This window comes from Geodermatophilus sp. SYSU D00965, from assembly GCF_054050075.1.
This window is the reverse complement of sequence record NZ_JBJGYQ010000001.1, coordinates 293,090-316,727: the sequence shown is the minus strand read 5'-3', so window position 1 is coordinate 316,727 and position 23,638 is coordinate 293,090. Positions and strand designations below refer to the sequence as shown.

Annotated in this window: 18 protein-coding genes and 1 pseudogene; 8 read left to right on the top strand and 11 right to left on the bottom strand. The window is 74.0% G+C overall.

All coding sequences use genetic code 11. The features are described 5' to 3' along the window. Positions 1-21: 21 nt before the first annotated feature. The 4 genes from ACI789_RS01485 to ACI789_RS01470 are packed head-to-tail and all read left to right on the top strand — an operon-like array spanning position 22 to position 4,497. Complete coding sequence (locus ACI789_RS01485; RefSeq protein ID WP_457006370.1) at positions 22-993, top strand: sugar phosphate isomerase/epimerase family protein; 972 nt, start codon at positions 22-24, stop codon at positions 991-993. Beyond that, complete coding sequence (locus ACI789_RS01480; protein WP_457006369.1) at positions 990-2,063, top strand: Gfo/Idh/MocA family protein; 1,074 nt, start codon at positions 990-992, stop codon at positions 2,061-2,063. The genes ACI789_RS01485 and ACI789_RS01480 overlap by 4 nt, the downstream gene beginning before the upstream one ends. After that, positions 2,060-2,986 carry a sugar phosphate isomerase/epimerase family protein gene (locus ACI789_RS01475; protein WP_457006368.1) on the top strand — a complete coding sequence of 309 codons (927 nt, stop codon included), beginning with the start codon at positions 2,060-2,062 and terminating at the stop codon, positions 2,984-2,986. The genes ACI789_RS01480 and ACI789_RS01475 overlap by 4 nt, the downstream gene beginning before the upstream one ends. A gap of 17 nt (positions 2,987-3,003) precedes the next feature. Then, the gene (locus tag ACI789_RS01470) at positions 3,004-4,497 is read left to right on the top strand and encodes a CoA-acylating methylmalonate-semialdehyde dehydrogenase (RefSeq protein WP_456920009.1); all 1,494 of its coding nucleotides are present in this window, start codon (positions 3,004-3,006) and stop codon (positions 4,495-4,497) included. 209 nt (positions 4,498-4,706) lie between these two features. On the opposite strand, the gene ACI789_RS01465 is transcribed toward ACI789_RS01470, so the two are convergent. Both ACI789_RS01465 and ACI789_RS01460 read right to left on the bottom strand, forming a co-directional pair. Beyond that, a complete protein-coding gene (locus tag ACI789_RS01465) occupies positions 4,707-5,489 on the bottom strand; it encodes a TIM barrel protein (protein WP_457006367.1) in 783 nt (260 codons plus the stop codon). Continuing rightward, positions 5,486-6,505: a Gfo/Idh/MocA family oxidoreductase gene (locus ACI789_RS01460; protein ID WP_457006366.1), complete on the bottom strand. Its 1,020-nt coding sequence runs from the start codon at positions 6,503-6,505 to the stop codon at positions 5,486-5,488. Before ACI789_RS01460 ends, ACI789_RS01465 begins: the two co-directional genes overlap by 4 nt. A gap of 113 nt (positions 6,506-6,618) precedes the next feature. On the opposite strand from ACI789_RS01460, the gene ACI789_RS01455 reads away from it, so the two are divergent. Both ACI789_RS01455 and ACI789_RS01450 read left to right on the top strand, forming a co-directional pair. Beyond that, positions 6,619-7,620 carry a LacI family DNA-binding transcriptional regulator gene (locus tag ACI789_RS01455; protein ID WP_457006365.1) on the top strand — a complete coding sequence of 334 codons (1,002 nt, stop codon included), beginning with the start codon at positions 6,619-6,621 and terminating at the stop codon, positions 7,618-7,620. A 112-nt stretch (positions 7,621-7,732) separates the two neighbouring features. Beyond that, a complete protein-coding gene (locus ACI789_RS01450; protein ID WP_457006364.1) occupies positions 7,733-8,515 on the top strand; it encodes a DUF899 family protein in 783 nt (260 codons plus the stop codon). An 11-nt stretch (positions 8,516-8,526) separates the two neighbouring features. Here the strand turns inward: ACI789_RS01450 and ACI789_RS01445 are convergent. From ACI789_RS01445 to ACI789_RS01425, 5 genes and pseudogenes are all read right to left on the bottom strand, one after another. After that, positions 8,527-9,797, bottom strand: a pseudogene (locus ACI789_RS01445) (cytochrome P450); the annotation flags it as partial. A gap of 115 nt (positions 9,798-9,912) precedes the next feature. Next, entirely contained in the window at positions 9,913-10,929 is a 1,017-nt protein-coding gene (locus ACI789_RS01440) for a LacI family DNA-binding transcriptional regulator (protein ID WP_457006363.1), read from the bottom strand. A gap of 100 nt (positions 10,930-11,029) precedes the next feature. Continuing rightward, entirely contained in the window at positions 11,030-12,058 is a 1,029-nt protein-coding gene (locus tag ACI789_RS01435) for a Gfo/Idh/MocA family protein (RefSeq protein ID WP_457006362.1), read from the bottom strand. Beyond that, the gene (locus tag ACI789_RS01430) at positions 12,055-13,143 is read right to left on the bottom strand and encodes a Gfo/Idh/MocA family protein (protein WP_457006361.1); all 1,089 of its coding nucleotides are present in this window, start codon (positions 13,141-13,143) and stop codon (positions 12,055-12,057) included. The genes ACI789_RS01435 and ACI789_RS01430 overlap by 4 nt, the downstream gene beginning before the upstream one ends. 33 nt (positions 13,144-13,176) lie before the next feature. Beyond that, on the bottom strand, positions 13,177-14,229 hold the full coding sequence (locus ACI789_RS01425; RefSeq protein WP_457006360.1) for a LacI family DNA-binding transcriptional regulator: 1,053 nt from the start codon (positions 14,227-14,229) through the stop codon (positions 13,177-13,179). A gap of 93 nt (positions 14,230-14,322) precedes the next feature. Here ACI789_RS01425 and ACI789_RS01420 point away from each other — a divergent pair, with 93 nt between their 5' ends. Then, complete coding sequence (locus tag ACI789_RS01420; RefSeq protein WP_457006359.1) at positions 14,323-15,159, top strand: aldo/keto reductase; 837 nt, start codon at positions 14,323-14,325, stop codon at positions 15,157-15,159. Between the two features lie 88 nt (positions 15,160-15,247). Next, positions 15,248-16,435, top strand: a complete 1,188-nt coding sequence (locus tag ACI789_RS01415; RefSeq protein ID WP_457006358.1) for a phytanoyl-CoA dioxygenase family protein — start codon at positions 15,248-15,250, stop codon at positions 16,433-16,435. Positions 16,436-16,550: 115 nt separating this feature from the next. Here ACI789_RS01415 and ACI789_RS01410 read toward each other — a convergent pair whose 3' ends face one another. The 4 genes from ACI789_RS01410 to ACI789_RS01395 all read right to left on the bottom strand — a co-directional run bounded on the left by ACI789_RS01410 (position 16,551) and on the right by ACI789_RS01395 (position 23,636). Then, complete coding sequence (locus tag ACI789_RS01410) at positions 16,551-18,776, bottom strand: sensor histidine kinase (protein WP_457006357.1); 2,226 nt, start codon at positions 18,774-18,776, stop codon at positions 16,551-16,553. A gap of 1,586 nt (positions 18,777-20,362) precedes the next feature. Further along, positions 20,363-21,211: a glycine betaine ABC transporter substrate-binding protein gene (locus ACI789_RS01405; protein WP_457006356.1), complete on the bottom strand. Its 849-nt coding sequence runs from the start codon at positions 21,209-21,211 to the stop codon at positions 20,363-20,365. A gap of 546 nt (positions 21,212-21,757) precedes the next feature. Next, entirely contained in the window at positions 21,758-22,573 is an 816-nt protein-coding gene (locus ACI789_RS01400) for an ATP-binding cassette domain-containing protein (protein ID WP_457006355.1), read from the bottom strand. Positions 22,574-22,577: 4 nt separating this feature from the next. Further along, positions 22,578-23,636, bottom strand: a complete 1,059-nt coding sequence (locus tag ACI789_RS01395; protein ID WP_457006354.1) for an ABC transporter permease — start codon at positions 23,634-23,636, stop codon at positions 22,578-22,580. Positions 23,637-23,638 lie beyond the last annotated feature (2 nt).

Below are 23,638 nucleotides of genomic sequence, written 5' to 3'. Positions count from 1 at the left end.
CGTCCCCGGAGGAGAGAAGACATGACCGCGCAGCACCCCGCGGCTGGCCGCGCCCGCATCCGCGTCGGGTCGGCCCCCGACTCGTGGGGCGTCTGGTTCCCGGACGACCCGGAACAGGTGCCCTGGCAGCGGTTCCTCGACGAGGTGAGCGCCTGCGGCTACGAGTGGATCGAGCTGGGTCCCTACGGCTACCTGCCCACCGACCCCGCGCAGCTGGCCGACGAGCTCGGGTCCCGCGGGCTGAGGGTGTCGGCCGGCACCGTGTTCGAGCACCTGCACCGGCCGGACTCCTGGGACGCCGTGTGGGGCCAGGTCAAGGACGTCGCCGCGCTGACCCAGGCCATGGGCGGCACCCACGTCGTCGTCATCCCCGACACCTTCCGCGACCAGAAGACCGGCGCGGACGTCGAGTCCCGCCACCTCACCCCCGAGGCGTGGCAGGCGAAGACGACCGGCGTGACCCAGCTGGGCAAGGCGGTGCAGGAGGAGTACGGCCTGTCCATCGCCTTCCACCCGCACGCCGAGACCCACGTCGGCTACCAGCAGGACATCGAGCGGTTCCTCGCCGACACCGACCCGCAGTACGTGCCGCTGTGCCTGGACACCGGGCACGTCAGCTACTACCGCGGCGACAACCTCGACCTGATCCGCCGCTACCCCGAGCGGATCGGCTACCTGCACCTCAAGCAGGTCGACCCGGCGGTCATCGACCGCGTGCTGGCCGACGACATCGTCTGGCCCGAGGCGGTGAAGATGGGCGCGATGGTGGAGCCGCCGAACGGCGTGCCGGCCTATCCGCCGCTGCTCGAGGCGATCGAGGAGCTCGGCCTGGACGTGTTCGCGATCGTCGAGCACGACCTGTACCCGTGCCCGCCGGACGTGCCCTTCCCCATCGCCCAGCGGACCCACCGCTACATCGCCAGCTGCGGGTTCCCGTCGCTGCAGATCGGCGCCCCGAAGGCCAACGCCGCCGGATCGGAGGCCTCGGCGTGACGACCACCGAGACCGCCGCCGGCGTGCTGCCGGAGCTGGCCGACGTCCCCGCCGCCGAGCTGCGCGTCGCCGTGCTCGGCGTGGGGCTGATGGGCGCCGACCACGTCGCCCGCATCCACAGCCGGATCTCCGGGGCCCGGGTCACCGTCGTCAGCGACGCCTTCGCCGACAAGGCCGAGCAGGTCGCCTCGACGGTGCCCGGGTGCCGGGTGGTCGCCGACCCGCGGGCCGCGATCGCCGACCCCGAGGTCGACGCCGTCGTCATCGCCACGCCCGGCGAGTTCCACGAGGAGCAGCTGCTCGCCTGCATCGAGCACGACAAGCCGGTGCTCTGCGAGAAGCCGCTGACCATGGACGCCGACAGCTCGCTGGCCGTCGTCCGGGCCGAGGACGAGTACGCGGAGCGCACCGGACGCCGGCTGGTGCAGGTCGGCTTCATGCGCCGCTTCGACCCCGAGTACGCGCAGCTGCGCGGGCTCATCGCGTCCGGCGAGATCGGCGAGCCGCTGGTGGTCCACTGCGCGCACCGCAACGCCGGCGTCCACGCGCGCTTCACCACCGAGATGATGATCACCGACTCGGTGGTGCACGAGGTCGACGTCACCCGGTTCCTGCTCGACGAGGAGATCGCCGCGGTCACCGTGGTCCGGCCGCGGGCGACGCGGCACGCCCGCGAGGGGCTGTCCGACCCGCTCCTGGTGCTGCTCGAGACCACGAGCGGCCGGGTCGTCGACGTCGAGTGCTTCGTGAGCACCGGCGTGGGCTACGAGGTGCGCACCGAGGTGGTCGGCGAGGACGGCAGCGCGATGATCGGCCTGGACCTCGGCCTGGTCCGGCAGTCGGCCGGCCCCGGCGGTGCGACCCGCGGCACGGCCGTCGCCCCCGACTTCCGGCAGCGCTTCGGCCGCGCCTACGACATCGAGCTGCAGCGCTGGGTGGACGCCGCCCGCCGCGGCACCATCGACGGGCCCGGGGTGTGGGACGGCTACGCGGCCTCGGCCGTGTGCGCGGCCGGCGTGGCGGCGCTGCGCTCCGGGCAGCGCACCGAGGTGCGGATGGAGTCGCGATGAGGATCGCCCTGGACCCGCAGATGCTGCGGACCACGCCGCTGCTGGAGCTGCCCGACGTCGTCGCCGGGATGGGCTACGAGTGGATCGAGCTCTCGCCGCGCGAGGACTTCATCCCGTTCTTCAAGCACCCCCGGGTCGACCTCGCCACGGTGCGGGCGTTCCGGGGGAAGCTCGCCTCGGCCGGCGTGGGCGTCACCTCGGTGCTGCCGGTGATGCGCTGGTCGGGCCCCGGGGAGGTGGAGCGGCAGGCCGCCGTCCGGTACTGGCGGCGGGCCATCGAGATCTGCGTCGAGCTCGGCGTGGACACGATGAACTCCGAGTTCAACGGCCGTCCGGAGGCGCCCGAGCTGGCCGAGGCGATGTTCTGGCGGTCGATGGAGGAGCTGCTGCCGGTCTTCGAGCGGGAGGGCGTCAAGCTCGCCCTGGAGCCGCACCCGGACGACTTCATCGAGCTCGGACACCCCGCCGTCGACATGGTCCGCGGCATCGACAGCTCCTACGTCTCGTTCCTGTACTGCCTGCCGCACACGTTCCACCAGGGCGACGACGCGGCCGGGATCATCGCCCACGCCGGCGACGAGCTCACCCACGTGCACGTCGCCGACTCGATGGACCACACCGCCTCCGACGGGCTGCGCTACATCACCAACCCGCCGGGCAACCCCGTGCGCGTGCACCAGCACATGGAGATCGGCCGCGGGGACGTCGACTTCGACGAGGCCTTCGCCGCCCTGGCGGGGATCGGCTTCGACGGCGTCCTCACCACCTGCGTGTTCGGCTGGGACGACCAGGCCCGCGAGTCCGGGGTGCGGATGCTCGCCGCGATCCGGGACCTGGTCACCAAGCACTTCCCCGGCGACGCGCTCTCCGCCACCGTGGCACCTCGACCCGCTCCCCAGCAGACCACCGTTCCCGTTCCCTAGACCCTCGAGAGGCAGCCATGCCCACGCACATCCCGCACTGGATCGACGGCGCCCGCCGGGAGGGTTCCAGCGGCCGCACCGGCGACGTGACCGACTCGGCGACCGGCGAGGTCATCGGCGAGGTCGCGCTCGCCGACGTCGGTGAGGTCGACGCCGCCGTCGCCGCGGCCACCGCGGCCTTCCCCGGCTGGCGGGACACCTCGCTGGCCAAGCGGACGGCGGTGCTGTTCCGCTTCCGCGAGCTGCTCAACGCCCGCAAGCCCGAGCTGGCCGCGATCATCACCGCCGAGCACGGCAAGGTCCTCGACGACGCCCTCGGCGAGGTCTCCCGCGGCCAGGAGGTCGTCGAGTACGCCTGCGGCGTGCCGTCGCTGGTCCGCGGCGGCTTCACCGAGAACGCCTCGACCGGCGTCGACGTCCACTCGGTGCGCCAGCCGCTCGGCCCGGTGGCGGTCATCAGCCCGTTCAACTTCCCCGCGATGGTCCCGATGTGGTTCTTCCCCATCGCGATCGCCACCGGCAACACCGTCGTCCTCAAGCCCAGCGAGCAGGACCCGTCGGCGGCGCTGTGGATGGCCGAGCTGTGGCAGGAGGCCGGGCTGCCCGACGGCGTGTTCAACGTCGTGCAGGGCGACAAGGTCGCCGTCGACCGGCTGCTCGAGCACCCCGACATCCAGTCGGTGTCCTTCGTCGGCTCCACCGCGATCGCCCAGTACGTGTACGAGACCGGCACCCGCCACGGCAAGCGGGTGCAGGCGCTCGGCGGCGCGAAGAACCACATGGTGGTGCTGCCCGACGCCGACCTCGACCTCGCCGCCGACCAGGCGGTCAACTCCGGGTTCGGCTCGGCCGGCGAGCGGTGCATGGCGATCAGCGCCGTGCTCGCCGTCGGCGGGATCGGCGACGACCTGGTCGCGCGCATCGCCGAGCGCACCCACACGCTGCGCACCGGCGACGGCCGCAAGGGCTGCGACATGGGCCCGCTGATCAGCAAGAAGCACCGCGACCGGGTCGCCTCATACGTCGACGCGGGCGAGGAGGAGGGCGCGAAGATCGTCGTCGACGGCCGCCGGGTGGAGCCCGACGGCGCCGAGGACGGCTTCTGGCTCGGCCCGACGCTGGTCGACCACGTCGAGCCGCACATGAGCGTCTACAAGGACGAGATCTTCGGGCCGGTGCTGTCGGTGCTGCGGGTGGACACCTACGAGCACGCGGTCGAGCTGATCAACCGCAACGAGTACGGCAACGGCACCGCGATCTTCACCAACGACGGCGGCGCCGCGCGGCGCTTCCAGAACGAGGTGCAGGTCGGGATGATCGGCATCAACGTGCCGATCCCGGTCCCGATGGCCTACTACTCCTTCGGCGGGTGGAAGAACAGCCTGTTCGGCGACTCCCACGCGCACGGCGCCGAGGGCGTGCACTTCTTCACCCGCGGCAAGGTCATCACCAGCCGCTGGCTCGACCCGAGCCACGGCGGCCTGAACCTGGGCTTCCCGCAGAACGCCTGAAGGACCTCCCTGCCCCCCGCCACTCGCGAGCTCGCGGCGGGACCCTGCAGGGAGGCCTCACGAGCGGCCGGCGCCGGCGAGACGTGTCTCCGCCGGCGCCGGTCTGCGTCGGGTCCGAGGTGCCCGCGGTGATCATGGCGCCCTGACCACGCCGAGGTCCCGGCCGGCGGTCACGACGCCATGATCGCGATGACGAGGACCCGCCCCGGTCAGCCGGGCAGGGTGTAGGCGGTGCGGAACCGGTCGAGGGCCACCGCCGGGTCGCCGGACGCCCAGCCCTCCAGGGCGACCACGCCGGTGTAGCCGAGCCGGCCGAGGGCGGCGGCGATCGCGGGGTGGTGGATCTCCCCCGTGCCCGGCTCGCACCGGCCCGGGACGTCGGCCACCTGGATCTCCCCGACCAGCGGCAGCGCCCGCTCGACGAGCCGCACGAGGTCCCCCTCGCCGATCTGCGCGTGGTAGAGGTCCAGGTTGAGCCGCAGGTGCGGGCTGCCGACCGCCTCCACCAGCGCGATCGTGTCGGCGGCGCGGGCGAACGGCGTGCCCGGGTGGTCGACGGCGGTGTTGAGGTTCTCCAGCGTGAAGACCCGCCCGGCCCGCTCCCCCAGTGCCGCCAGCCGCTCCAGGGTGCGCGCCGCGGTCAGCCACATCGTCGGGGTCACGAGCTGGGTCGGCACCACCGGCAGGCCCCGGCCGTCCAGCCCGGTGCCGTGCACGTTGAGCCGCGGGCAGTCCAGCCGCTCGGCGACCGCCAGCGACTGCTCCGCGGTCTCCAGCAGCTCCTCGGCGCCGTCCGCGTCGGCCAGCGTGCCGGTGACGTAGCCGGTCATCGAGGAGAACGTCGCACCGGTGGCCACCAGCTCGTCGACGTCCTTGGTCGTCCAGTCCCAGATCTCGACCTCGAGGCCGGCGTCGGCGATGCGCCGCACCCGCTCGGTGAACGGCAGGTCCAGGAAGAGCATCTCGGCCGAGGCGGCCAGCCGATGGGTCACTTCTCGACCTCCTCGAGGCGCACCGGGCGGCCGGCGCGCACCGACTCCGCCGCGGCGAGGGCGATGGCCAGGGCCGCCCGGGCGTCCTCGCCGGTGACGGGGGCCGGGCTCCCGGTGCGGACGGCGTCGACGAACGCGGCGAGCTCGCCGGTGTAGCCCTCGGGGAAGAGCTCCTGGTCGCTGCGGACGGTCTCGACCAGCCGGCCGGCGGGGCCGGAGAAGACCATCCCGCTGCGCCGGCCGTCGCCCATGGTGGCCATGCCGCCGGAGGCAAGCACCTCGCCGCGGACGTCGTAGCCGTAGGCCGCCTCGAAGCACGCCTCGGCGACCGCCATGGCGCCGTTGTCGAAGCGCACCTGGACGACGGCGGTGTCGAGCAGCCCGCGGTCGCGCCACCCCGGCTCGACCAGCGCGTCGGCGGTCGCGTACACCTCGACGGCCTGCGCGCCCGGGTTGAGGAAGCGCAGCGTGTCGAAGTCGTGGATCAGCGTCTCGAGGAAGATCGTGTCCGGCAGCACCCGCGACGGGTCGAAGCCGCCCGGGTCGCGGGTCACCGAGCGCAGCTGCCGCGGGGTGCCGAGCGTGCCGGCGTCGAGCAGGGCGCGGGCCGCCCGCCAGTCGGCGGCGAACCGGCGGTTGAACCCGACCTGGAGGACGACGCCGGCGGCGCGCGCGGCGTCGATCGCCCGGTCGGCGTCCGGCAGCGAGACCGCCATCGGCTTCTCGCAGAACACGTGCTTGCCCGCGGCCGCGGCGGCGACGACCAGGTCGGCGTGCGACCGGGCCGGTGCGGCGATGACGACGGCGTCGACCTCGGGATCGGCCCAGAGCTGCGCCACGTCGGTGCACGCCCGGCCCGTCCCGAGCGCGCCGGTCAGCCGCTCGGCCGCGCCCGGCGCGGGGTCGGCCACGGCGGCCAGCCGCGCGCCGGGCAGGCGCAGCGCCAGCGTCTGCGCGTGGAAGGCGCCCATCCGCCCCGACCCGACGAGGGCCACACCCACGGTCTCGCTCGCCATCCCGACTCCTCGCTAGAACGTTCTAGGTCGTTGTCAGCGTGGCGCGCGCCACGCTCCCCCGTCAAGGGGATGGCGCTAGAACGTTCTAGCGACTCGGCGCTACGCTCGCCGCCATGACCCCGACGAGCCCCGACCGGCGGCCCACCCTGGCCGACGTCGCGGCCCGCGCCGGGGTCTCCACCGCGCTCGTGTCCATCGTGATGCGCGACGCCCCCGGCGCGAGCACCGCGACCCGGGACCGGGTGCGGCGCGCCGCCGACGAGATCGGCTACCGCCCCGACACCCGCGCCCGGCTGCTGCGCAGCTCCCGCAGCCGGCTGATCGGTGTCGTCTTCGGGGTGCAGCACGCGTTCCACGGCGACCTGCTGACCGGGCTCTACGACGCCGCCGAGCGGGTCGGCTACGAGCTGGCGCTCAGCGCCGTCACGCCGGGCCGCGGCGAGCAGCGGGCCGTCGAGAGCCTGCTGCGGGACCGCTGCGAGGCGCTGGTGCTGCTCGGCCCCTCCTCGCCCACCGCACAGCTCACCGACCTCGCGGACCGCCTGCCCGTGGTGGTCGTCGCCCGCTCGGTCCGGTCCGCCGCGGTCGACGTCGTCCGGACCGCCGACGACGAGGGTGCCCACCTGGCGGTGGACCACCTGGTCGCGCTCGGCCACCGCGACGTCGTCCACGTCGACGGCGGGCGGGCTCCCGGCGCCGCCGAGCGGCGCCGGGGGTACCGCGAGGCGGCGCGCCGGCACGGCCTCGAGCCCCGGGTCGTGCCCGGCGGGCTGACCGAGGAGGACGGCGCCGCCGCCGCGCGCACGCTGCTGTCCGGTTCGCTGCCCGGCGCCGTCGCGGCCTTCAACGACCGCTGCGCGCTCGGCCTGCTCGACGTCCTGCGCCGGGCGGGCCGCACCGTGCCCGGCGACGTGAGCGTCGTGGGCTACGACGACAGCCGGATCGCCCGGCTCTCCTCGGTCGACCTCACCTCGGTGGCCCAGGACGTCGAGCAGCTGAGCACGCTGGCCGTGCGGCGGGCCATCGACCGGCTCGACGGGGTCCCAGCCGAGCAGCGCGAGCTGGTCGTACCGCCCCGGCTGGTCGTCCGCAGCAGCACCGCTCCGCCGGGCTGACGGAGCCCCTCCTGCCGCGATGAGTTCCGGCCGGATCAGGAGTCGCTCCTGGTGACCGCCCGACCGCCCCCGGCCCGGGAGACCCCCGGCACGGGACACCGAGGAGGACGCCATGACGACCACGCCGCAGGACCGGACCACCACGCTGCCCGGCCGCCCACCCGTCGTCGACCGGGCCACCTGGCAGGCCGCCCGGGACGAGCTGCTGGTCCGCGAGAAGGCCCACACCCGCGCGGGCGACGCCCTCGCCGCGGCGCGCCGCCGGCTGCCGATGGTGGAGGTCGACGGGACGGCCGAGGTCGTCGGACCCGACGGCCCGGTCCCGTTCCGCGACCTGTTCCGGGGCCGCGACGAGCTCGTCGTCTACCACTCCATGTGGTACGACGGCGCGCCGCCCCAGGGGCAGTGCGAGGGCTGCACCTTCAACGCCTGGCAGATGAGGGACCCCGTCTACCTGAACGCCCGCGGCGTGTCCTTCGCCGTCCTGACCTCGGGCCGGTGGGACGAGGTGGCCGACTACGTCGCGTTCATGGGCTACACCCAGCCCTGGTACTCGGTGCGCGGCGTGGAGGCGTCGATCGCCACGGACGAGGGGCACATCGTGTGCTACCTGCGCGACGGCGACCGCGTGTTCCTCACCTACTCCACGACCGGCCGCGGCAACGAGCCGGCCGACGGCTCCCTCGGCCTGCTCGACATGACGCCCTACGGCCGCGGCGAGGCGTGGGAGGACGACCCCGAGGGCTGGCCCGAGGGGCGCGACGCGTGCTGGTACTGGCGCACGGACGCGGACGGGAACTCCACCTGGGGCCCGACCAGCCGTCCGACGCCGCAGTGGACCCGTCCGGGCGCGACGCCGGTGGAGACCCTCGGCCGGCAGGGCGCCCACCACTGACGCGCGCCGTCCGAGGCCGCCCGGTGCCGGACGGCCTCGGCGGCTCCGCTCACCGCGCGCCGCCCCCGACCGGGAACGACAGCGGCAGGGAGTCCCAGACGTACATGTTGGGCGTCGTCTTGTACCGGACCGGCGGGCCGGCGAGCGTGTAGTCGCCGAGCACCGGCAGCGCCTCCTCCAGGGCGATCCGGGCCTCCAGTCGGGCCAGCGGCGCACCGAGGCAGCCGTGCTTGCCCTCGCCGAAGCCCATGTGCCGGACCTTGCCGCGGGTGACGTCGAACCGCTCCGGGTCGGCGTACTGGCGGGGGTCGCGGTTGGCCGCGCCGTAGACCAGCACGACCCGTCCGCCGGCGGGGATGGTCACGCCGTGCAGGGTGACCTCGCGCGAGGTCGTCCGCCCCACCAGCTGCAGCGGGCTGGAGTGGCGGATCGTCTCCTCGACCGCGGTGGGGATCAGCGAGGGGTCCTGCCGGAGCAGCTCGCGCTGGTCGGGGTTCTCGGCGAGCAGCTTGAACAGCGAGCCGGCCAGCCCTGCGGTGCTCTCCACCCCACCCAGGAAGAGCACCATCATCAGGCCGAGGATCTCCGAGGCCGGGGTGAGGTGCTCGTCGGCGAAGGGCACGCCGTCGATCTCGGCCTGCACCAGCGCGCTGACGACGTCCTCCCGCGGGTTGCGCCGGCGGTCCTCGAGCAGGTCGATGAAGTAGTCGCGGATGCCCTCGGTGGCGGCCTTGGCGACCGGGGTCAGGCTGGGGTCGTCGGGACGGCGGTCCTTGAGCTCGTGCACCCAGCGGTCCAGCTGGGCGCGGCCCTCCTCCTGCGCGCTGGGCAGGCCGAGGACGGTGAAGAAGACCTCGTTGGGCATCGGCCAGGCCAGCTCCTGGGCGAGGTCGACGTGCCCGCGGTCGCGCCAGCGGTCGACCAGGCCTCGGACGACGGCGCGGATCGCGTCCTCCTTGCCGGCGATGCGGCGCGGCAGGAAGTGCGGCTGCACCACCCGGCGCACCTGGTCGTGGCGCGGGTTGTCGACGTCGGGGAGGAAGCCCGGGCCGCTCTGGTCCTTGGCCGTGTCGTCGATGTCGATGCCCTCGTAGCTGAGGAACGTGTCGGTGTCGGTCGCGGCGGCGCGCACGTCCTCGAACCGGGACAGCGCCCACCAGTTCCACTTCTCGCTGTGGAAGACCGGCGCCTCCTCCTGCATCCACCGGTACACGGGGAAGGGGTCTGCCTGGAACTCCGGGCTGAAGGGGTCGTACTCCATCGCGGTGGGGGCGGTGGTCATGTCGGTCTCCGCGGTCGCGTGAGGGGCCAGGAGCGCGCCGGTACCGGCGCACGGACGCTTTGAAGCGCTTCAAACGCCAGCGTGACGGGTGACCCGCGTCACCGTCAAGACTCCGTCAGGACGAAGCCGGCGGACCCGTCGTCCCGCGGACGACCAGGTGCGGCGGGACGACGACCTCCCGCTGCTCGGTGCGGCCGCCGTCGAGCCGCTCGACCACCGCGGCCACCGCGAGCCGGGTCAGCTGGGCGGAGTCCTGGCTGACGGTGGTCAGGTCGATGTGCGCCAGCCGGGACAGCGGGCTGTCGTCGTAGCCGACCACGGAGACCTCCCCCGGCACGTCGACCCCGGCGCGCAGCAGGGCGTCGAGCAGGCCCACCGCCGAGGCGTCGTTGTAGGTCACCACGGCCGTCGGGTGCTCCGCCGGGCCGAACAGCGCGCCCGCCGCACGGGCGCCGGACCCCTCTCCGGGGTCCCCGCCCACGACCTGCACGTGCGCCCCGAGGCCCGAGCGGTGCATCGCCCGCTCGTACCCCCGCCGCCGGGCGCCGGCGATGGGCCCGCGGCCGCCGTCGACGTGGGCGATGCGGCGGTGCCCGAGACCGGCCAGGTGCTCGACGGCCAGCGCCACGCCCTCGTCGTCCGCCGCCCGGACGACGTCGACGCCGTCGGCCTCCACCGGCCGGCCGACGGCGACCACCGGCAGCTGGCGGGCCAGCGCGCTCAGCCGGGCGGCGGGCGCGTCGGGGCCCAGCAGGACCAGCGCCTCGCACCGCGAGTCGAGCAGCGTCTCCACCGCCCGCCGCTCGTCGCGGGTCCGGGTGACCGTGCTGAGGACCAGGTCGTAGCCGTGCTCCTCGGCGGCCTCGTGGACGTCCTCGACCAGCTGGGCGTGGAAGGTGCTGCGGACGTCCATCACCACGCCGATCAGCCGGCTGCGCCGCCGGGCCAGGAGGCTCGCGGCCCGGTCGGGCCGGTAGCCGAGGCGGGCCGCCGCGTCGAGGACCCGCTCGCGCGTGGCCCCGCTGGGCCCGGGCGCACCGCGCAGCACGAGGGACGCCGTCGCCGCCGAGACGCCCGCCTCGTCGGCGACGTCGGCCAGCCGCGGTCGTCGCGCCGGCTCCGAGTCGCTCACGCTCCTCCCCTCCCTTGACACCCCTGGGATTGAAGCGCTTCACCGCGGCGTGGCCAACCGCTCTGCCGAGGGACCCGGAGAGCGCAGGAGCCGGCCGGGTTCAGCTCCGCGGCGCGAGCCTCGTCCGGGGCCGGGTCGGGAGGCCGGCGAGCCGGTAGCACTCGTCGATCAGCGTCATGGTGGCGACCGCGTCGTCCGGCCCGGTGAGCACCTGCGTCCCACTCCGGACGGCGGCGGCGAACGCCTCGAGCTGGAACGTGTAGGACGACCGCGTGCCCAGGTGCTCGGTGCGCTCACCCGCCGGCGTGCGCACCAGCACCCGGTCGTCGCGGTTCGGCTCGACGAACGCCGGCGCGGTCGCCTCGCCCCGGGTGCCGACGATCCGCAGCGAGAAGTCCCGGTCGGGGTGCACCATGCTGCAGCGCACCGCGGCCGTGGCGCCGGACGGGAAGCGCAGGTCGGCGTCCAGCCACTCGTCGACACCCGGCGCACCGGCGCGCTCCCCGGCCCGCGCGGCGACCGGCTCCGGCTCGCCGCCGGTCCAGGGCGCCAGCTCGCGGGCGGCGTGCAGCCCGTAGCAGCCCAGGTCCATGAGCGCGCCGCCGGCGAGCTCGAACGACCAGCGCGGGTCGCCGTCGTCCGGCGGGAGCATGGCGATGGTCGCCTCGACGCGGACGACGTCGCCCAGCTCCCCGGTGTCCACCAGCTCCAGCAGCCGGCGCACCACCGGGTGGTAGAGGTGGTGGAAGCCCTCCACGACCGTGACGCCCGCGGCCTGCGCGGCATCGCGGACCTCGGCGGCCTCCGCGGCGTCCGAGGCGAACGGCTTCTCCGACAGCACGTGCTTGCCGGCGGCGATCGCGGCCAGGTTCCACGGCCCGTGCAGGGCGTTGGGCAGCGGGTTGTAGACCGCCTCGACCTCCGGATCGGCGAGGACGTCGGCGTAGGAGGCCAGCACCCGCTCGACGCCGTGCGCGCGGGCGAACGCCTCCGCCCGGGCGCGGTCCCGCGCGGCGACCGCGACCAGCCGGGAACCGGTGACCTGCGCGGGGACGGCGATGGCCCGCTCGGCGATGCGGGCGGCCCCGAGGACGCCGATCCGCAGGGGCCCGGCCGCTTCCGCGGTCACCGGTACAGGGCCGGCTGCTCGGGGAGCTCCACCGGCACGCGGGCCCCGGTGTGCAGGGACCGCAGCGCCGCGTCGGCGACCGCCTGCGCGACGAAGCCGTCCCAGGCGCCGGGGCCCTGCGGCGGCCGCCCGGCAGCTACTGCGTCCACCCACTCGCGCAGCTCGACGTCGTAGGACAGCGCGAAGCGCTCCCGCCAGTCGGCCGGGACCAGCCCCGCGACCGCGCCCTCGCGGCGGATGGTCACCGGCGCCGGGTCGGCCAGCTCGACGGTGCCGGTCTCCCCGGAGACCTCGCAGCGGATCTCGTAGCCGTAGTGGATGTTGACCGACACCTCGACGTCGACGAGCACGCCGTCGGCCATCTCGAACAGCACCAGCAGCGGGTCCTGCAGCTCGCCGCCCCGGCCGCTCTTCCGCGGGGTGAGCACCTGCACGGCGGCGATCTCGGTGCCCAGCAGCCAGCGCAGCTCGTCGATCTCGTGGACGGCGGTGTCGGAGATGGACATGTCCCGGGTGTAGTGCGGCGGCACCGAGGCGTTGCGGTGCGCGCAGTGGACCATCAGCGGAGCACCGATGGCGCCGCCGTCCACGGCCTGCTTGAGGGCCCGGTGCGCCGGGTCGTAGCGCCGGTTGAAGCCGACCTGCACCAGCCGGCGGCCGGCGGCGACCTCGGCGTCGACGATCCGCCGGCACGCCTCCTGCGTGGGCGCCAGCGGCTTCTCGCAGAACACCGGCTTGCCGGCGGCGACCGCCGCGAGCACGTACGGCTCGTGCGTCGGCCCCCAGGAGGTGACGACGACGGCGTCGACCGCGTCCGAGGCGACCAGCTCCTCGCCGGTCGGCAGGGCCTTCGCTCCGGCCAGCCACCCGGCGACGGTGGCGGCGCGCTCGGCGTCCGCGTCGGCGACGGCGACCACGCGGCTGCCGCCGGGGCCGCCGTCCAGCCGGCGGACGTGCTCCTGGCCGATCGTGCCGACCCCGATGACCCCGACGTCGAGCGCCATCACGTCCTCCTCGGTCCCGTCCCGGCCCGCCGCCGCGCGGCCGTGCCGCTCCAGGCTGTGCGCCGGTGCAGCCCGGGTCAACGGCGCCGACCCCTCAAGAACCCGTCAGCGCCGTCAGCGGGCCGAGAGCACCTCGGCGGGGAGGTTGTACGGCGTGACGACCTGGACGCCGGAGTGCCAGGAGCGCGGCGTCCCCGGCAGCGCGCTGTGGGCCTGCATGACCACGTGGCAGGCCCGGCGCAGGTCCAGCGCGAGGTCGTGGTGCAGCACCGCCGAGAGCCGGCCGGCCTGCAGCAGCTCGAGGTTCTCGGCGTCCAGGTCGTGGGCGACGAAGGCCCGGCAGCTCCGGCCGGCGTCGGCGAAGGCCGCCACGGTCGCGGCATTGCCGCCGTAGGCGTACATCGAGTAGACGGCGGCGACGTCCGGGTGGGCGGCCAGCGCGTCGCGGACTCGCCCGCGCAGCACCTCGTCGTCCCCGCTCGCGTCGACCAGGTCGACCTGCCGGCGGCCGGGGCGCAGCTGCCGCAGCGTCGCGCGGAAACCCATCTCCCGTTCGTCCTCGCCGCGGAACGAGCCGTCGCCACGGGTGACCAGCACCGCGCCGTCGTCGTCGCCGAGCCACTGGTCGAGCAGGTAGGCCACGGTCGCGCCGGCGGCCCGGTTGTCCAGGCCGACGTAGGCGACCCGGCGGCTGGTCGGCAGGTCGGTGACGAGCGTGACGACGGGGACCCCGGCCTCGGCCAGCCGCTCGACGGCGGCGGCGACCACGGGCGAGTCCGGCGCCTTGAGGACCACACCCTGCGAGCCGCGCCGCGCGATGCCGTCGAGGGTGGCGGCGAGCTCGGTCACCGGCGGGGACTCGGCGAGGTGGAACCGCGCCCGGAAGGTCGCCGGGCGGACCAGCGGCAGCTGCGACTCGAGCGCCGCGCGGACGGCGGAGGAGAACCGGGCGGGCGCGTCGACGACGACGTCGAGGAAGAACGTCCGCCCCGTCAGCCGCACCTGCGAGCGCTGCCGGTGCAGGTCGGCGATCGCCCGGTGCACCTCGTCGACCGTGCTCTGCCGCACGCCGCCCCGCCGGTTGAGGACGCGGTCGACGGTCGCCTCCGACAGCCCCGCCTGGCGGGCGATCTCGCGGATCGGATAGGGGTGCGGCACGCGCCGCATTGTGACGGGTTCCTGAGGGATCCGCGACGTTGACCGCGACCGTCCGCCGCGGGAGGGTGACCCGGAAAACGGACCCCTACCGGGAGGATGCCCGTGAGCGCCGTCCCCACCGTCCCGCTGAACAACGGGGTACCGATCCCCCAGCTCGGGCTCGGGACCGCCCGCCTCCCCGACGAGGAGACCCGGCGGATCGTCCGCGAGGCGCTCGAGGTCGGCTACCGGTTCGTCGACACCGCGGCCAGCTACGAGAACGAGCGCGGCGTCGGGCAGGGCATCGCCGACTCCGGCCTGCCGCGCGAGGAGGTCTTCGTCTCCACCAAGCTGCGCGGCTCCGAGCAGGGCCGCGAGTCGGCGAAGGAGGCGCTGCGGGCCAGCCTGGACCGGCTCGGGCTGGAGTACGTCGACCTCTACCTCATCCACTGGCCGCTGCCCCGGCTGGACCGCTACGTCGAGTCGTGGCTGGCCATGGAGGAGCTGCTGGCCGCCGGGCTGACCCGGGCGATCGGCGTCTCCAACTTCCTGCCCGCGCACCTCGACCGGCTGGCCGCGGCGAGCTCGACCGTGCCGGCGGTCAACCAGATCGAGTGCCACCCGCGGGAGCCGCAGGTCGAGCAGCGGGCCGACGACGCCCGCCGCGGCATCGTCACCGAGTCGTGGTCGCCGCTGGCCAACGGCGGGGAGCTGCTGCGCCACCCGGTGGTCACCGGGATCGCCGAGCGGCACGGCCGGACGCCGGCGCAGGTGGTGCTGCGCTGGCACGTGCAGCAGGGACTGGTGACCTTCCCGAAGGCGTCCTCGCGCGCCCGCCTGGTCGAGAACCTCGACGTCTACGGCTTCGCCCTCACCGACGAGGACCTGGCCGGCTTCGCCACGCTCGCCGACGGCACCCGGGTCAACGGCCAGCACCCCGACGTGTGGGAGGAGTTCTGAGGGGTTTCTGATGGGTGGGCGGCGTTGACCGTGCCGTCGAGGGCCGCGCACGCTGGTCGGCACAGACGTCGACCGAGAGGACGAGGCCATGACAGCAGCGCCCACCGTCGCCCCCACCCCCGGCTGGTACACCGCGGCCGACTGCCGCCTGGAGGACTTCCGCGCGGTCGTCGAGACGACCACCGACCCGGCCGAGTACCCGCACGCCGACGAGGTCCGGGAGAACGTGCTCGTCTACGGCCCCGGGCTGCGCGACTCCACCGCCACCCCCGAGGGGCGCCGGGAGGTGCAGGCCGAACTGGTCCGGGCACTGGCCGACGGGCCGGGGATCGTCGTGTTCGCGGGCGCCTTCCCGGACACCGGCGTCGTCGACCGGGCCACCGCCGTCTTCGAGGCGCTCATCGCCGAGCAGAAGGCCGCGGGCGTCGTCGGCGGGGACCACTTCGCCAAGCCCGGCGCCAACGACCGCGTCTGGGGCGCGCTGGACAAGTTCGCCGTCCGCGACCCGGACGCCTTCGCCGCCTACTACGCCAACGACGTCCTCGCGCTGGTCTCCGAGGCGTGGCTGGGCCCGGGCTACCAGGTCACCAGCCAGGTCAACGTCGTCAACCCGGGCGGCACGTCGCAGGTGGCCCACCGCGACTACCACCTGGGCTTCATGTCCGAGGAGCAGAGCCGGGCCTTCCCGGCCCACGTGCACCGGCTCTCCCCCGCCCTGACCCTGCAGGGAGCGGTGGCGCACTGCGACATGCCCGTGGAGACCGGGCCGACGATGTACCTGCCGCACTCGCAGAAGTACGCGCCCGGCTACGTCGCCTTCCACCGGCCCGACTTCACCGCCTACTTCGACGAGCACTTCGTGCAGCTGCCGCTGCGGAAGGGCGACGCCGCGTTCTTCAACCCGGCGCTGTTCCACGGCGCGGGCACCAACCGGTCGGCCGACGTGCGCCGCATGGCCAACCTGCTGCAGGTCTCCTCCGCGTTCGGCCGGGCGATGGAGACCGTCGACCGGACGGCGATGGTGCGGGCGCTCCACCCGGTCCTGCTCGCGCAGAAGGCCGCCGGCATCGAGGAGCGCACCCTGCACAACGTCGTGGCCACCTCCGCCGAGGGCTACGCCTTCCCGACCAACCTCGACCGGGACCAGCCGATCGGCGGCCTGGCCCCCGAGACCCAGGCCGAGCTCGTCTGGCGCGCCCTGCAGGAGGACTGGTCGCCCGAGGCGCTGGACGCCGAGCTCACCGCCCAGGCCGGGCGGCACACCAGCGCCCCCTGATCGGGCGGGCCCTGCACCCGGGCCGTCCGTCCGCGCCCGCCGCACCGGCTGGCTGGCCGACTCCGGGAGTGGCCGGCACCGGGCTGGTCGAGGTCCGTGCTGCACGTGTCTCCGCTCACGTGCTCGCGCCCCCCGGGTCCCTCACCGCCACGGCGGCCGGCCGGGTGAGCGCGGGACCGGCCAGAGGCACCAAGCCCTCGACCGCCGTCCCCCTGCCGGGGCTGGTCCGGACTTCCAGCTGTCCGCCGACCGCCGCGATCCGGGCCGCCATGTTGCGCAGGCCACGGCTGTGCGTGGCGGAGCCGGCCTGCGCCTCCCATCCCGGTCCCTCGTCGCGGACGGTGAAGTGCAGACGCTCCTCCTCGGTGGACAGCTGCAACCGGACCGGAGCACCCGGCGCGTGCTTGCGGGCGTTGTTCACCGCCTCGAGACAGCAGAAGTAGACGGCGGCCTCGACCTCCGGCGGGAACCGCTGGACCGTCACTCCGGTGCTGTCGACCCGGACGTGCGGGTCTCCCTCGAACTCGGCACCCAGGGCGGCGAGCGCACCGCGTTCGCCGAGAGCGGGAGCGGAGAGGCCCGCGGCGGTACGGGCGAGGACCGTCTCCGCGGTCTCGAGCTGCTCGAGGACCTGGTCCAGCCGGGCGCGTGCCTTTCCCAGCCGTCCGGCTCCGACCTCGAACTCGGCCAGGCCGAGTGCCAGGCTCACCGACACCAGGTGGTGCTGGACACCGTCGTGCAGGTCGCGCTCGATGCGCCGCCGTTCGCTGTCGGCCTCCGCCACCGCTCGACGACGCGCGTCGGCGATCTCGGCTGCATGCGCGAGCCCGGCACGCAGCTGTCGCTCCAGGTCGATGCTGACGCGCGTGGCTTCCAACACGACTCCGAGGCTGTTCGCGATCGCCGCCAGCAGGTCCTGTCGTTGGTCGTCCGCCCCGGCGACAGCGGCCCGGTCGATCGCGATCGTCCCGACCTCCCGCCCCCCGTGCCGGCTGGGGACCTCCAGCAACGTCCCGGCCTCCTCCTCCCCCGGTCTGACCCACTGGTAGGTCTTGTCGCGCAGCCCGGGCCGGTGCACCGTCAGCCGGCACGTGGTCGCGCCCAGTCCCCGGCCGATCACCTCGGCGATGCCGGCCAGGTCGGGCAGGCCCCCGGTGACGGTCCGCGGCCGTGCCGCCAGCTCGGCCAGCACGCCGTAGGGCGCCGGTCGGGTGCCGTACAGCAACGTGTCGGACACGCGTGCGGCCAGCAGGAACACCGGGAGGAAGGCGAGGGCGCACACCGCGACGGCCGCCCCCTCGGAGAGGACCGGAGCAGCCCTCCTGCCCACGACCGTATCGACGACCACGTACAGGCAGCCGATCACCGCTGAGACCAGCACGACGACCAGGCTGCGGCTGAACCACCGCTGGGCGCTCACGGCACCGGCCCCCCGGCCGGCCCACAGCACGGCCACGGCAAGGACGGGCAGGGACAGGTGCGCCGCCCACAGCCACAGCACCAACGGTGGCAGGGACGGAAACGACGCCCCCACACCCACGGCCGTCGGGTCGATGACGGGCAGTCCCGGCAACCCCAGCCCCACCAGCACCCCGGTGACGATGGCCAACGCTGCCCCCGCCACCACCGTCCCGACCAGGACGCCGAACAGCAGTCGCGCCGGCGCCCGCAACCGCTCGCTCGTGCAGGCGCGATACCGCCGGCGCGCGCCGACCACCCCGAGGAGCGGCAGCGCGAGTCCGAGCAGGAACACGCATCGGACCGACACCGGGTACAGCAGGGCGGCAGATACGGCGACCACCGCCAGGCCGACGGCCGCCACCACCGCCCACGGTTCGGGGCGTCCTGCCGGACGGCCCCGGGGCGCCCAGGCCATGGCCAGCACGTAGGCGACGCAGGTGACCACCGGCAGCGCGAACTGGGGAACGGCGTCCACCCGGTCGAGCTCCGTGGCCGTGGCGAGGGCCTGTGACGCCGCGCTCGACTGCAGGTTGAAGGCAGCCGCCGACGCAGCCAACGCGATCCCGAGCAGGGACTGTGCCGGGTCGTGGGCACCGGACACCAGGAGAGCGGCCCCGAGGGCCAGCACCAGCACGCTGAACGCCGTGTCCGGCACCAGTTGGTACAGGGGCTCGGTCCGCGGTCCCCCCGCGAGCAGGCCCAGGGCCCAGTCGTCGCCCCTGGCAGCCTCCGCGGCGACCCAGCGGGTGAGGCCCGGTGAGTGGTGCACCACGGCCACCACCAGCCCGAGGACGAGCCAGCCGGCTGACAGCAGGGCACAGCAGACGAACGCGACCGTCGACGCGGCGTCGACCCGCCTTCCCGAGCGCTCGGCCGTCACTGGACCACGATCTCCGCCTCGAGCTGCTCTCCACCACGGGCTCCACCTGGTCGGGCACCCACGCCCGGACGACGATCGGGTGGTTCCCGGATCCGGCGACCGAGGAGCCCTCCCCGTCGTCCTCGTCCGTCCCGGTGATCAGCACAGCGCCGCCGAGCGCGGTGAGGCGGTCGGCGTCCTCGGCGAGCAGCGCCTCCAGACGCACGGCGCTCACCGGAGGGACGGGGTCCTCGACCACCAGGCAGATGCGGCCGGGAGCCGGCTCCAGCTTCAGGGCGACCTCCCGCTCGGCAGGTCGACCGGCCAGGGCGCGGAGTGCCGAGGCGGCGACGTAGTAGAGCCCGGACTCCAGCTCCCAGGCCAGGCGCGGTGCGGGGTCCGCCACGAGCTGGACCGGTCGAGGGAGGTCGGCCGCCACCTCCTGGAGCGCGGCGGCCGGCCCCTGGTCGCGGAGCACGGCCGGGTACACGCCCCGGGCCACCGTGCGGAACCGGTCGAGCAGGTCGTCCAGCCGGATCCGCGTGTCGGCGAGCGTGTCCCGGACCGGATCCACCTCGGCGGGTGCACCGGTCAATCCGGCACGGGCCCGCTGGAGGCCTTCTCGCAGCTCGATCAGACGGTCCCCCACCACCCCGGTGAGCTCGCCGGTCAGCCGACGCCGCTCCGCCTCCCGCGCTGAGTCGAGCCGGCGACGGGAGGCCCGCAGCTCCTCGGCGAGCTCCGCCGCCCGCCGGACCCGGTCGCTGAGCTCCGCGTTGAGAGCGGCGACCCGCAGCAGCAACGCCGCTCCGTTGGCGACGTCGTCGAGGAGCCGACGGTCCGCGGCGGTGATCGCAGCGGGCTTGGTGATCACGAGAGCGGCTCGGAGGAGCCCACCGTCGAGCACCGGCACGAGACAGTCGGTGTCCGGCTCTGCGAGCAGGTCCGCGAGCCCGGCCACGCTCCGCGGGGGGCTGACCGGGTCCCCTGCATCCGGCGGGTGGTGAGCGGCATCCACCAGCCGGTCACCGACGGCCAACCAGATCACGGCGCGGTCCGCCGCGGTGCCGGCGGCGAGCACCCCGGTCAGTCCGGGCAGTACCTGCTCCAGGGAGCCCGCCTGGATCCGCCGGGCCGCCTCCGCCAGCGCCGAGTACGGGCTCACCACGCCGAGCCCCGCCACCCGGGTGGCCATGCGCCCGAGGGAGGACCACACCAGGAAGAGGGCGACAGTGGCGAGCACGACCGCGAGGAACGGGAGCACCAACCGGACCTGATCAGGCGCGATCACCCTGTTGCCCGTGTGGACGACCGCCACGAGGACCGCGGCCGCACCCACGGCAACCGGCAGCGCACGGAGCGCCGCTGCCATGCTGACCCGGGTCATCGCCACCACCGACCCCCGCCCGACCCATGGCGGCCGTGGCTCCTCAACGCTAGGTGGACGAGCCGACCGGGCCAACCGTCTCCGTCGCCAGACGGCGGTGCTTCGTGGACCCCATGACCCGCCGCGGGCGGGAGTGGGCTCTGCGCCGAGGCGGTGCGCCACCTGCTGGGGTCCCGTGGACCACCGTCGGCCTCGGGACCTCGCTGCACCGGCGTCACGGTCAACCGATCCACTCGCCGATCTGGCCGGCGTGCTCGTCGACCCACTGCCGTGCGACGGCCTCGACGTCCTCGCCGTCGACGTCGACCTGCTTCTGCATCACCTCCATCTCCTCGATGGAGATGCGCAGGTCCCGCAGCAGGTCGACGAACCGCGGGGCCTGCTCCTGCAGGTCGTTGCTCACGGCGATGTGCGCGCTGTACGAGGGCATCGCGCAGGCGCCGTCGCCGGTGGTCAGGCAGCCCTCGGTGTAGGGCCTGGGCTCGTCGAGCTGCACCAGGTCGTACTGCGCGAACACCCAGTGCGGGTGGTAGAGGTACAGCACCATCGGCTGCTTGCGGCGGTAGAAGTCCTCCAGCAGCGCGAGCTGGGCTGCCTCACCGGAGACGACGTGCTCCAGGCGGGTGATGCCGTAGCCCGCCAGCCGCTTGGCGTTCTGTTCGGTGGTGATGTAGCCGGGGTCGGCGTCGTAGAACGCGTGGCCGAGCTCGGCGGCGTAGTCGTCGAGCTGGGTGACGCTGGTCAGCCCTTTCAGCGGGCCGCCGGGCTGGACCGCGTAGGCGGGCACGAACCAGCCCTGTGAGGCGTTGCCATACGTCTCCGACACGATGTCGACCCGGTCCCTGGCGCTCTGTGCGAGCTCCTGTTGATTGGGGAGATCGACCTCGGTGAGCAGGTCGATGTCCCCGCGCTCCGCGCCGGACCAGGCCGCGGCCGGGTCGAGTTGCGTCGTCTCCAAGGAGGCGATGCCCAGCTCAGGATGGTCGGCGACGACCTCGTCGAGGATGGCGTTGGTCAGTACCGCGGCCGTCCAGCTGTACTGGGCGGCCTCCACGACGATGCCGTCCACGCCGCCGGAACTGCCGTCATCGCCGGCGCACCCGCTGATGGACGCAGCGAGGAGGGCCGTGAGTCCCACTGCGTGCGCACGGGTGCGGACGGGGGTGCGCAGCATGGGTTCTTCTCCCGTGGGGCGCCGGGGCCTCTGCATGCCGGAGAGGTGGGCGCGTCGCGCGACCCAGGGGGAGCCTGCGCCTCCCGCCGTGCGATCGGTCGGTCGACGAGCGTGACCTGCAGCGGCGGTCGCGCGGCGGACGGCCTCATCGGCTCGTCCCCACTCAGCGTGATGCGGCCGACCCCCCCTGCTCCCCGATCGAGGAGATCTGGACCCGACCGCCCACGAGACGTCCGCCTTGGTTCCCGACGGTCAGCGAGGTGGTCGGGCCGCGCAGGCCCCGGACGATGATCATGGAGCGGCGGTAGCGACACGCGCGCCGACCGCGGCGTGTCACCGCGCCAACTCCATGATCGCCGCGTACCGGGCCAGACAGACCGGACACGACGGCGCCCGCCCTCCCGGTGCGGGAGGACGGGCGCCGCGGGGGCAGGGGGTCCGTCAGCGCTTGAGCTCGTGGGAGAGCTCGGCGAGCTCCTGGCCGCCGGCCATCTCGGTGGTGAGCTCCTCCAGCGTGACCTCCGAGCGCTTCTTGTCCAGCACCCGGCGGCCGAGCTTGAGGATGATGAAGTGGTCGCCCACCAGGTAGGCGTGGTGCGGGTTGTGGGTGATGAAGACGACCCCGAGGCCGGCGTCGCGCGCCGCGGCGGTGTACTTGAGCACCACCCCGGACTGCTTGACGCCGAGGGCCGCCGTCGGCTCGTCGAGGATCAGCACCCGGGCACCGAAGTACACCGCGCGGGCGATGGCGACGCACTGCCGCTGGCCGCCGGAGAGCGTGCCGATCGGCTGGTTGATGTCCTTGACGACGATGCCCATCTTCTGCAGCTCGGCATCGGCGATCTCCCGCATGGCCTTGATGTCCAGCGGCGCCATCGGGTACTTGCCCTTGCGGATCTCCGACCCGAGGAAGAAGTTCCGCCACACCTCCATGAGGCCGACGACGGCGAGGTCCTGGTAGACGGTGGCGATCCCGGCGTCGAGGGACTCGCGGGGCGAGCCGAAGCGCCGCTCCTGGCCGTCGACCCGGAGCGTGCCCTCGCTGTGCGCGTGCAGCCCGGAGATGATCTTGATGAGCGTGGACTTGCCGGCGCCGTTGTCCCCCAGCACGCAGGCCACCTCGCCGGCGTTGACCTTGAGGTTGATGCCCTCCAGGGCGCGGATGGCGCCGTAGGTCTTGCCGACGCCCTCCATCTCGACGAGGGGCTCGCCCTTGTGCAGGTCGGCTGCGGCGTGCTCGGCGATGGTGTCAGTCACGTCGTCATCTCCTCTGGGCGGCGTAGTTCTTGATGTAGAGGTTGACCAGGACGGCGAGCAGGAGCATCACGCCGAGGAAGGTCCGGAACCAGTTCGGGTCCCAGCCGGCGTAGACGATCCCCTGGGTGGTCATCCCGAAGATGAAGGCGCCGAGCGCCGAGCCGACCGCCGAGCCGTAGCCGCCGGTCAGCAGGGCGCCGCCGACGACCGAGGCGATGATGTAGATGAACTCGTTGCCGACGCCGAGGCCCGCCTGGACGGTGCTGAAGTTGAAGAGCAGGTGCATGCCGAGGAACCAGGCCAGGAACGAGACGCCCATGAACAGGCCGATCTTGGTGGCGCGCACCGGCACGCCGACCGCGCGGGCGCTGGCCTGGTTGCCACCGACCGCGGTGATCCAGTTGCCGGTGCGGGTGCGCAGCAGCAGCCAGGTGCCGATGACGACGAACACCAGCCACCAGAGCACGGTGACCTTGACGGTCATGAAGCCGAGCGGGATGTCGGAGGCGAAGACCGCCTTCGCGGCGCCGAAGCCGTCCAGCGCGCTGGTGTTCGGGGTGGCGACCGTCCCGGTGACCAGCTTGGTGACCCCGAGGTTGATGCCCTGGAGGATGAAGAACGTGGACAGGGTGATGAGGAAGCTCGGGATCCCCGTCCTCATCACCAGGTAGCCGTTGACGAACCCGATCGCCAGCGCGATCAGCAGGCTGACGACGACGCCGACCCACATGTTCAGGCTGAACTGGTAGCAGATCATCGCCGACGCGAGCGCCGTCGTGGTCACCGTGACACCGGCGGACAGGTCGAACTCGCCGCCGATCATCAGCAGCGCCACACCGACGGCGACGATGCCGATCGTGGAGGAGGCGTAGAGGACCGTCGCCAGCGCCGGGAGCGTCCGGAACGGCGGGGCGACCGCCCAGAAGAAGGCGAAGATCACGATCGCCGCGGCCAGCGCGCCGATCTCGGGCCGGGAGAGGACGCGGGAGACCAGGGATCGTTCGGCGCGCCCCGGCGGGGTGGCCGCCGGCACCGTGGGCTTGGTCGCCACGGATGAACTCATGG

Excerpts from the sequence above, each read along its gene's own strand:
- ACI789_RS01415 (WP_457006358.1), top strand. The coding sequence starts at position 15,248 with ATGACAGCAGCGCCCACCGTCGCCCCCACCCCCGGCTGGTACACCGCG.
- ACI789_RS01395 (WP_457006354.1), bottom strand. The coding sequence starts at position 23,636 with ATGAGTTCATCCGTGGCGACCAAGCCCACGGTGCCGGCGGCCACCCCG.
- ACI789_RS01475 (WP_457006368.1), top strand. The coding sequence starts at position 2,060 with ATGAGGATCGCCCTGGACCCGCAGATGCTGCGGACCACGCCGCTGCTG.
- ACI789_RS01485 (WP_457006370.1), top strand. The coding sequence starts at position 22 with ATGACCGCGCAGCACCCCGCGGCTGGCCGCGCCCGCATCCGCGTCGGG.
- ACI789_RS01450 (WP_457006364.1), top strand. The coding sequence starts at position 7,733 with ATGACGACCACGCCGCAGGACCGGACCACCACGCTGCCCGGCCGCCCA.
- ACI789_RS01425 (WP_457006360.1), bottom strand. The coding sequence starts at position 14,229 with ATGCGGCGCGTGCCGCACCCCTATCCGATCCGCGAGATCGCCCGCCAG.
- ACI789_RS01460 (WP_457006366.1), bottom strand. The coding sequence starts at position 6,505 with ATGGCGAGCGAGACCGTGGGTGTGGCCCTCGTCGGGTCGGGGCGGATG.
- ACI789_RS01470 (WP_456920009.1), top strand. The coding sequence starts at position 3,004 with ATGCCCACGCACATCCCGCACTGGATCGACGGCGCCCGCCGGGAGGGT.
- ACI789_RS01455 (WP_457006365.1), top strand. The coding sequence starts at position 6,619 with ATGACCCCGACGAGCCCCGACCGGCGGCCCACCCTGGCCGACGTCGCG.